Origin of the sequence: Kamptonema sp. UHCC 0994 (assembly GCF_029167235.1) — a bacterium.
GTDB lineage: Bacteria > Cyanobacteriota > Cyanobacteriia > Cyanobacteriales > Microcoleaceae > Kamptonema.
In genome coordinates this window covers 1-10,145 of record NZ_JARFTR010000043.1, presented here as the reverse complement: position 1 = coordinate 10,145, position 10,145 = coordinate 1, and the positions used below count along the sequence as shown (strand labels likewise).

Annotated in this window: 4 protein-coding genes; all 4 read right to left on the bottom strand. The window is 44.5% G+C overall.

The window, feature by feature from the left end:
* Nucleotides 1-97 precede the first annotated feature (97 nt).
* From PY364_RS03840 to PY364_RS03825, 4 genes are read right to left on the bottom strand one after another with little or no spacing between them, the layout of a single operon-like run.
* Entirely contained in the window at nt 98-2,131 is a 2,034-nt protein-coding gene (locus tag PY364_RS03840; protein WP_275520771.1) for a response regulator, read from the bottom strand.
* A gap of 7 nt (nt 2,132-2,138) precedes the next feature.
* The gene (locus PY364_RS03835) at nt 2,139-2,831 is read right to left on the bottom strand and encodes a chemotaxis protein CheB (RefSeq protein WP_275520769.1); all 693 of its coding nucleotides are present in this window, start codon (nt 2,829-2,831) and stop codon (nt 2,139-2,141) included.
* Entirely contained in the window at nt 2,803-3,630 is an 828-nt protein-coding gene (locus PY364_RS03830) for a protein-glutamate O-methyltransferase CheR (protein WP_275520768.1), read from the bottom strand. The genes PY364_RS03835 and PY364_RS03830 overlap by 29 nt, the downstream gene beginning before the upstream one ends.
* Nucleotides 3,631-3,664: 34 nt before the next feature.
* Nucleotides 3,665-9,505: a HAMP domain-containing protein gene (locus PY364_RS03825; RefSeq protein WP_275520766.1), complete on the bottom strand. Its 5,841-nt coding sequence runs from the start codon at nt 9,503-9,505 to the stop codon at nt 3,665-3,667.
* Between the last annotated feature and the right edge of the window lie 640 nt (nt 9,506-10,145).

The window sequence follows — 10,145 nt, the reverse complement described above, 5'->3', positions numbered from 1 at the left end:
AATCGCCTAGTCTCTGCGATTGCTTCGCGGAGCTCGCAATGACAAAATTGCGTTAGTGTGGATAAGTCATGAACAGTTAACAGTTAACAGTTAACAATTAACAATTAACAACTGGAGTTCTAAAAATGCCTGCCAAATTAGCGACTCCTGCTATTAACTGAGCTGGCTCAACCGGCTTAGATAAGTGCATCTGGAAACCAGCTTGTAAGACTTGCCGGCGCTCTTCAACTCTCGCGTAAGCAGTCAGTGCGATCGCAGGCAAATTTCCTCCCCGCAGCGCTTCCATTTCTCTCACCCGCGCGATCAACTGATAGCCGTCTGCTTCCGGCATTCCAATATCGCTCAACAGCAAGTCCGGCCAAGAGTTTTCCAGTGCTGCTATGGCCCCCGCCACCGATGCTGCCGATCGCACCTGAGCTCCGTGCTCTTCCAGTACAGCAATCAAAAACTCGCGAGTGTCATCATCATCATCCACCACTAGCAAATGCAAATTCGCCAGAGTTGGGATAGCGATCGCATCTCCCGCACCTTCGAGTTCAGACATTCCCTCCCTTGCACCTCGATCGATCTCGAAAATCGCGATCGGCAGAGAAACCGTAAATTTCGCCCCGACACCACCGTTATTGTTTTCTGCACCCACTTTACCACCGTGCAGTTCCACCAAATGGCGGACGATCGCCAGTCCCAATCCTAAACCACCATAAGACCTAGTTGTAGTGCTATCAGCTTGGCGAAAGCGATCGAAAACATAAGGCAAAAAATCAGCAGCAATACCAATTCCCGTATCTACAATCTGAATTTCCACCGAGGAACCAACTAACTCCAACAGCACCTCCACTTTACCACCTTCAGGAGTAAACTTAATCGCATTTGATAGCAAATTCCAGACAACTTGCTGCAAGCGATCGCTATCACCTATAACTTGACCAATATCCGATTTACACACCAACTCTATAACAATTGATTTTGCCTCAGCCAAAGGTCGCAGACCATCAATTGCCACCTCAACCACATATTCCAAATGAATTGGATGCAGATTGAGATTTAGCTTACCCCGCAGAATCCGCGAAACATCTAGAATATCTTCAATTAATTGTGCTTGAGACTTAGCATTCCGCTCAATTGTTTCTAAAGCTTTATCAATAGTTTGCTGGTCAAATTTTTTAGTCCGAAGCAGCTTAGACCAGCCCAGAATTGCATTTAAAGGTGTGCGGAGTTCGTGAGAGAGAATAGCAAGAAACTCATCCTTCATCCGGTTAGCTCTCTCAGCTTCCTGCCTCGCCACCTGCTCGCGAATTAGCCTCCCTCGCTCTTCCTCTGCTTGCTTGCGATCGGTGATATCTATAACTGTACCGACGTGACCGATCAGTTTACCCAAATCCGAAAACATTGGCGATGACTGTACGTGAACCCAACGCACATTTTCCTTAAAACCTAATCGAAACTCGTGAGAATATTCTTTACCTGTTTCAATCCAGGCTAACCAATCTGCTACTACGCGATCGCGATCTTCTGGATGAACCGAGCGCTGCCAAACCTCTATCAAACCTTCTTCCAAATTTAACCCACAAATCCCTTGACAGCGAGGATTAATATAAGTACACCGACCTTCTACATCAGCGAGGTAAATTCCTAGCGGCGAACAAGCACTCAAAGTCCGAAACCGTTCTTCACTTTTACTCAGTTCAGCATTAACAGCCGCAAGTTGTGTTGCTTGGCGCTTCACCTCAACTGTTTTTTTGAATAATTCAACAAATACCCCTACTTTCGATGTCAATATTTCCGGTTCAATAGGTTTAAAAAGGTAATCCACCGCACCCAGAGAATAACCTGTAAACACTTGATTATCATTACTGGTAAATGCCGTGATAAAAATAATCGGAGTTGAACGCGATCGCTCCCTAGAGCGAATCAATGTTGCTGTCTCAAATCCATCCATTTCCGGCATCTGCACGTCCAGCAAAATTACTGCAAAATCTTGATTAAGCAGACATCTCAGAGCCTCCGTACCTGAATTAGCTTTTACTAGATGATAAGAGGAGCTATTGAGAATAGCTTCTAGAGCCAGCAAATTTTCTGGGTGATCGTCAACTAGAAGCACATTTACTTTATCTTCATACTGGATATTCATAGTTTTTTTAATCTTTAATTGTTAGCAGGTTGACTAAGCAGCGAGCGATTTTCGATAGAGGTAAAATCCAATCTACTTCAACAGCCGCGATCGCGGCAGCCGGCATGATTCGGCATTCAGCCGAATCTGGTTCCTGTACAAATGTCAATCCTCCTTTAGCTTTAATTTTTGCCAGTCCTTTACTGCCATCAGAGCTCGCTCCCGTTAAAATTATGCCAATAACTTTCTCCCCCAAAGCATCAGCAGCCGACTCAAACAACACATCAATTGACGGCCTTGCATGACAAACAGGAGCCTCAGTTGAGAGCGCAAATGTAGGAGCACCGCGATTTAGGATTTCGGCTTTGTCCAAAACAGGAGCGATCGCTACTTTAAAATTGCTTTCGTGTATGCTAAAGTCACTGTAACATGGCGATTCAATTAGTAAGTGATAGTCAGCCGGAGCTAAGTAAACTCGTCCCGGTGCGATCGCCTCTTTGTCTTCAGCTTCCGTAACTGGGAGAGAGATTTGCTGCTGTAAATAATCGCTGAGAATATTGTTAGAATTCTTGTGGCGATGTTGGACAATTACTACAGGCAGCGGAAAGCTTTCTGGCAAATCTCCCAACAGAGTTGTCAAGGCCTGTAGCCCTCCCAAAGAAGTGCCGATAACTACTATTTCAAAATTTATTTTATTTAATTCTCCGGTATAGTTTTTCACGACTTTCTATTTCCTCATAGTGTTTCTCATAAGGGGTAAACTTGAGAGACTCCTGATGTCCTAGTCCCAACACTCCAAACATTGCGAGGCTCTCATGAAAAAGTTTGTGTACCCGATCTTGAAGGGCTGAATTGAAATAAATTAGCACGTTACGGCACAAGATTACATTAAATTCATTAAACGAGCTATCCGTTGCTAAGTTGTGATGAGAAAAGATAATATTTTCTTTAAGCGAAGTCCGAAAAATTGCATTATCATAGGCAGCCGTATAATACTCTGAAAACGATTTTTTCCCACCAGCTTGTTGGTATAGCTGCGTATATTCTTGCATTTGTTTGAGCGGAAAAATACCAGCCTTGGCTTTTTTCAAAACTACTTCATTCATGTCAGTAGCATAAATCCGACAACGATTATAAAGTCCTTCTTCTTTAAGTAAAATTGCCATAGAATAGACTTCTTCCCCCGTTGAACATCCAGCGTGCCAGATGCGAATAAAAGGATAGGTACGTAGCAGAGGAACAACTTTATTTCTGAAAGTAATGTAAAAACTAGGATCTCGAAACATCGCCGTGACATTAACAGAAAAATCCAGCAGTAACCTGTCTAGGTAAGCGGGATTATGGAGTACCTTTTCCTGAAGTCCAGAGACGCTATTGAGCTTTTCCGAGTGGATAGTCTTCCAAATCCGGCGCTTGATAGAAGCAAAAGCGTAATTGCGAAAATCGAATCCGTAATAGCGAAACATCCCCTCTAGCAGGAGCTGAATTTCGATGGTTTCAAGTTCATGGCCATTGTTCATTGTTTATTGTTTATTGTTCATTGTTAGTTGTTAGTTATCGATAAAGCCAAACACGCAACAACGAGATTAACTGTTCCGTATCGACAGGTTTAGTAATGTAGTCAGACGCACCAGCTTCGATACACTTTTCGCGATCGCCTTTCATCGCTTTCGCAGTCAGAGCGATCATCGGCAGCAAACTAAATTGAGGCATATTGCGAATAGCTTGCATTGTCTCATAACCATCCATTTCGGGCATCATTACATCCATCAGCACAATATCAATATCCGGCGCATTTTGCAAAGCAGTAATCCCATCTCGACCATTTTCTGCATTCATAACTTGCATTTGATGGCGCTCCAACATACTCGTGAGAGCAAAAATATTTCGCATATCGTCATCAACAATCAAGACTTTTTTACCAATCAGAGTAGAGTCAGTTTGATACAATTGCTCTAGCATTTGGCGCTTCGGTTCCGGCAGATTTGCCTGGACTCGGTGCAGGAATAGAGCAGTTTCATCTAACAAGCGCTCTGGCGATCGCACATCTTTAATGATGATAGTTTCCGCCATCCGCTTGAGTTGAGTTTCTTCTGCTCTACTCAACTCTTTTCCGGTATAAATAATAATCGGCAAAGTCTTCAAATTTGCATCTTGCTTAATCAGCTCAATGAGTTCAAACCCAGTCATATCTGGCAGTCCTAAATCCATAACTATACAGTCAAAATGTCCAGAATTCAAAATTGCTAGTGCCTCTGTACCAGTCCCGACTGCCGTTGTATAAACGTCGCGATTGCCAATTAAATCGACGATGCTAAAGCGCTGCGTTTCGTCATCTTCTACAACTAGCAAATTCTTCACTTGGCGCTCCACAAAACCCTTAATATCAGTCAAGGCTTTACTCAACGCTTCGCTGCTAACAGGTTTTTGTAGGTAGGCGATCGCGCCTAACTGCAAACCCCGCTGCCGCCCTTCTTCAACTGATACAATATGAACCGGAATGTGGCGCGTATTCGCATCATGCTTCAAGCGATCTAGCACTGTCCAGCCATCCATCACAGGCAAATTTAGATCCAGCATAATCGCAGTTGGTTTGAACTCTCGCGCCATCGCCAAACCGATATCGCTCCGCAAAGCAACTAAACCTTTAAAACCCTGTTCCCGCGCCATATCCAAAAGAATGCGAGCAAAATTTACATCATCTTCAACAATCAAAAGTATGCGATCGCCCGACTCAATATTTTCTCGATCATCTGAGATTAAAGGCGACGGGTAAGGCGCGATCGGCAATTGGAAATTTGGCGAAGTAACTGGGGAAGAAATAACAGGCGACAATGAATAATTAGCAGGTGTTAATTGATCTGTTTGCCTGTCAGTTATTCCCGATGTCCTGTTATTGATCATCCGCGATTCTTGGTAAGTTTGCGGCAGAAAAAGCGTGAACGTACTACCCTCACCAGGACGACTCGTTAATTGAATTTCTCCGCCTAATAGATTAGCGATTTCTCTGCTAATTGACAAACCTAAACCCGTTCCGCCATATTTGCGGCTAGTGCTGCCATCAGCTTGTTGGAAGGCCTCAAAAATAACCCTGTGTTTTTCAGCAGAAATCCCAATTCCCGTATCGCTGACAGAGAAAGCCAAAACCGTAGCAGAACTCGTCAAAGTTTCTATCTCTAAACTCCACCCTTCTTGCGCTACTTCAACACTTAATTTTACCTCACCGCGCTCTGTAAACTTAAACGCATTTGAGAGCAGATTCTTCAAAACTTGTTGCAAGCGTTTTGCATCAGTATAAAGACCTTTTGGCAACCCAACCTCAAGCTCTATTTGAAAGCTCAACTTCTTATCCTGTGCAATTTGGCGGAAAGTTCGATCCAAATGCTCTCGCAAGTCCCCAAACAATACTTGCTCAATTTCTACTGACATCGTACCCGATTCAATCTTAGCCAGATCCAGAATATCATTAATTAGTCCTAGCAAATCTGTTCCCGCCGAGTAAATTGTCCGGGTGTATTCAACTTGCTTAAGAGTCAAATTGCCGTCAGTATTGTCAGAAAGTAATCGAGCTAGAATCAACAGCGAATTCAGCGGAGTTCGCAACTCGTGAGACATATTTGCCAGAAACTCTGACTTGTATTTGGAAGTAAGAGCCAACTGTTCGGCTTTTTCTTCCAGCGATCTCCTGGCCTGTTCAATTTCTCTGTTTTTCCGCTCAACTTCTTGATTTTGGAGTGCTAGCAATTCGGCTTTTTCTTCTAGTTCCTCATTCGTCTGCTGCAACTCTTCTTGCTGACTCTTGAGTAGTTCCTCAGATGCGCGTAATGACTGCGCTTGCTGTTCTAACCGCTTGTTAGTTTCTGTGAGTTCCTTTTGCTGAGCTTGTAACTCTTCTGCTAAAGATTGTGACTGTTTCAGCAACTCTTCCGTCCGCATACTCGCCGCAATTGTATTTAAAACAATGGCAATACTTTCTGTGAGTTGGTCGAGAAATGTTAAGTGAATTTCGCTGAAGCGACGGAACGAAGCTAGCTCAATTACTGCTGTTACTTGTCCTTCAAATAGTACAGGTAAAACCACAACATTCAGCGGCGTAGATTCTCCCAGTCCCGAACTGATTTTAACATAATTTTCTGGGACTTCTGTTAATAGTATTCGTTCCTTTTCCAGAGCACACTGTCCAACTAAACCTTCGCCTAAATTGAATTTATTTCCTAAATGTTTGCGTTCGCGGTAGGCGTAGGTACTTAACAATTTGAGGAAGGGATCGTGCTCGACAGCTTCCATCATAAAGAAGACCCCATGCTGAGCCGAAACCAGAGGTGTTAATTCCGATAGAATTAGTTTAGAAACAGTTTCTAAATCCCTCTGACCTTGCAACATTCGAGTGAACTTAGCGAGGTTTGTTTTCAGCCAATCTTGCTCAGTATTTTTCTGAGTTGTCTCCCGGAGATTGGCGATCATTTGGTTAATGTTATCTTTAACAATGGCAACTTCTCCTTCAGCGGCGACGGAAATTGACCTCGTTAAATCGCCTTTTGTTACCGCAATTGCCACTTCTGCGATCGCGCGCACCTGAGTAGTCAAATTCGCCGCCAATTCATTCACGTTATCCGTCAAATCTCGCCACGTCCCCGCCGCACCCGGAACCTTCGCTTGACCGCCTAATTTCCCTTCAATTCCCACTTCCCGCGCGACCGTTGTAACTTGATCCGCAAACGTCGCCAGCGTATCAATCATCTCATTGATCGTATCTGCCAAAGTCGCAATTTCTCCCTTAGCTTCTAGCATTAATTTCCGCTTCAAATCCCCATTCGCCACCGCCGTCACAACTTTTGCAATTCCCCGCACTTGCGCTGTCAAATTCCCCGCCATTGAGTTTACGTTGTCGGTTAAATCTTTCCACGTTCCCGCCACTCCTTTCACCTCAGCTTGACCGCCCAATTTCCCCTCAGTTCCCACCTCCCGCGCCACCCGCGTTACCTCAGATGCGAAGGAATTTAACTGGTCAACCATCACGTTAATAGTATCTTTCAACTCCAGAATTTCGCCTTTAACATCTACAGTAATTTTCTTCGATAAATCCCCATTTGCCACCGCTTTTGTCACTTCCGCAATATTCCGCACCTGCGCCGTCAAATTCCCCGCCATCAAGTTAACATTATCCGTTAAATCCTTCCAAGTTCCCCCTACACCCCGCACGTAAGCCTGCACGCCTAATTTACCTTCCGTTCCCACTTCTCTTGCAACTCTAGTTACCTCCGATGCGAAGGAACTTAACTGATCCACCATGATGTTAATAGTGTTTTTCAACTCCAGAATTTCGCCTTTAACATCTACAGTAATTTTCTTAGATAAATCGCCATTTGCCACAGCAGTTGTTACTTCGGCAATGTTCCGTACTTGTGCTGTTAAATTCCCCGCCATTGAGTTAACTGAATCCGTTAAATCTTTCCAGGTTCCGGCCACTCCTCGGACTTCAGCTTGCACGCCTAATTTCCCTTCAGTTCCTACTTCCCGCGCCACCCGCGTTACTTCCGAAGCAAAGGAATTTAACTGGTCTACCATTGTGTTAACGGTATTTTTTAATTCCAGAATTTCACCCTTAACATCTACGGTAATTTTCTTAGACAAATCGCCATTTGCCACAGCAGTTGTAACAGCAGCAATATTCCGTACTTGTTCCGTCAAACTACCTGCCATAAAATTAACTGAATCCGTTAAATCCTTCCAGGTTCCTGCTACGCCTCGGACATCTGCTTGACCGCCCAGCTTACCTTCGGAACCTACTTCTCTCGCCACCCGCGTCACCTCAGATGCAAAGGAATTAAGCTGATCCACCATCACGTTAATCGTGTTTTTCAGTTCTAAAATTTCCCCTTTAACTTGGACAGTAATTTTCTTAGATAAATCGCCATTTGCCACAGCAGTTGTCACTTCCGCAATGTTCCGTACTTGTGCTGTTAAATTCCCTGCCATTGAGTTAACTGAATCCGTTAAATCTTTCCAGGTTCCTGCTACTTCTTGTACTTCAGCTTGTACGCCTAACTTCCCTTCCGTTCCTACTTCTCTAGCCACCCGCGTTACTTCTGAAGCGAAAGAATTTAACTGGTCAACCATCGTGTTAACGGTATTTTTTAACTCCAGAATTTCGCCTTTAACATCGACAGTAATTTTCTTAGATAAATCGCCCTTTGCCACAGCAGTTGTCACTTCGGCAATGTTGCGGACTTGTGCTGTTAAACTGCCTGCCATAAAGTTAACACTATCAGTTAAATCCTTCCAAGTTCCGGCAACTCCCTTAACTTCTGCTTGGCCGCCGAGTTTACCTTCAGAACCTACTTCTCTCGCCACCCGCGTTACTTCCGATGCAAAGGAATTCAACTGATCTACCATGATATTAATAGTGTTTTTTAACTCCAGAATTTCCCCTTTCACATCGACAGTAATTTTCTTTGATAAGTCACCATTTGCTACAGCCGTCGTCACATCAGCAATGTTCCGCACTTGTGCTGTTAAATTCCCCGCCATTGAGTTAACTGAATCCGTTAAATCTTTCCAGGTTCCTGCTACTCCTCGCACTTCAGCTTGCACGCCTAATTTACCTTCCGTTCCCACTTCCCGCGCCACTCTAGTTACTTCCGAAGCAAAGGAACTTAACTGATCCACCATGATATTAATAGTGTTTTTCAGTTCCAGAATTTCCCCTTTCACATCGACAGTAATTTTCTTAGATAAATCGCCATTTGCCACAGCGGTTGTTACTTCCGCAATGTTCCGCACTTGTGCTGTTAAATTCCCCGCCATCGAGTTAACTGAATCCGTTAAATCTTTCCAGGTTCCGGCCACTCCTCGGACTTCAGCTTGCACGCCTAATTTCCCTTCAGTTCCTACTTCCCGCGCCACCCGCGTTACTTCCGAAGCGAAAGAACTCAACTGGTCTACCATTGTGTTAACAATTTGGGCAGTTTGGAGAAATTCTCCTTTGAGGGGTCTGTCTTCTATTTCTAAGGCTATAGTTTGCGATAAATCTCCTTTTGCTACAGCGCGAATTACTCTGGCAGTTTCAGAGGTTGGTTGCACTAAATCTGTAATTAGAGTATTGACAGAATCAACGCTAGCTGACCACGAACCCTCCGCGCTGCCGATGGTGGCCCGCTGGGCGATTTTGCCTTCTTTACCTACAACTGTGCCGATCCGGTCGAGTTCGGCTGCCATTCTCTCATTGAGTTCAATAATGTCATTGAGGGCATCGGAAATTTTCCCAGACAGACCAGTCTGATCTATGGGCATCCGAACTGAAAAGTCCCCTTTTTTGACAGCTACTAAGGTTCTGAGTAACTGTTTGGCATAACCATTATTTGAATTAGGGCTTGTGAGTTGTGCAGTTGACATGACCGTTACCTTTGGCGATTTAGAAGGGGGTTTTCCGGCGCTGAAAGTTGATGATTTGCAGTGCGGGTGATGGCGGCAATAACCCTAGCTCTAATGAGTTTTTGGGGATGATATTATTTCTATTATCTGACTAAAGCACTAGCTAGTTGCTTCTGTCAAAAGGTGGATGACAAGTTCTCGTCATTAGTATTATTAAATTAAGTTTTCCCCCATCGGCCATCTTCCCCCCCATCTCCCTTACCTTTCCTCTCCCCTTCCCCTTCATAAAAAGTGGACTATTGCAATTACCCTCTTGAGCATTGAAGTTTGAGTCTGTAATAATCAGAGACACAACAGGCAAGTCAACAAACCTTGTTAAACCATATTGGACTGTCGGAAGCGCGGAGTGCGCCTGTCGCTTCCGATCTCCTTTCCTAGCTGCTAGGAAGGGTTTTTTTGTAGGGGCTAGGGGCTAGGGGCTAGGTTAAGAAGGGGCTAGGGGCTAGGGGCTGAAGAAGGGGCTAGGGGCTGGGTAAGAAGGGGTTAGGGTTAGAGGTAAGAAGGGGTTAGGAAGCGTGATGCGATCGCCAAATCTATAGAATTTACCCACTGCTTACGTAACGCCGCCCTCTGGGCGGTATCTTTACCGCCCAGAGGGCGG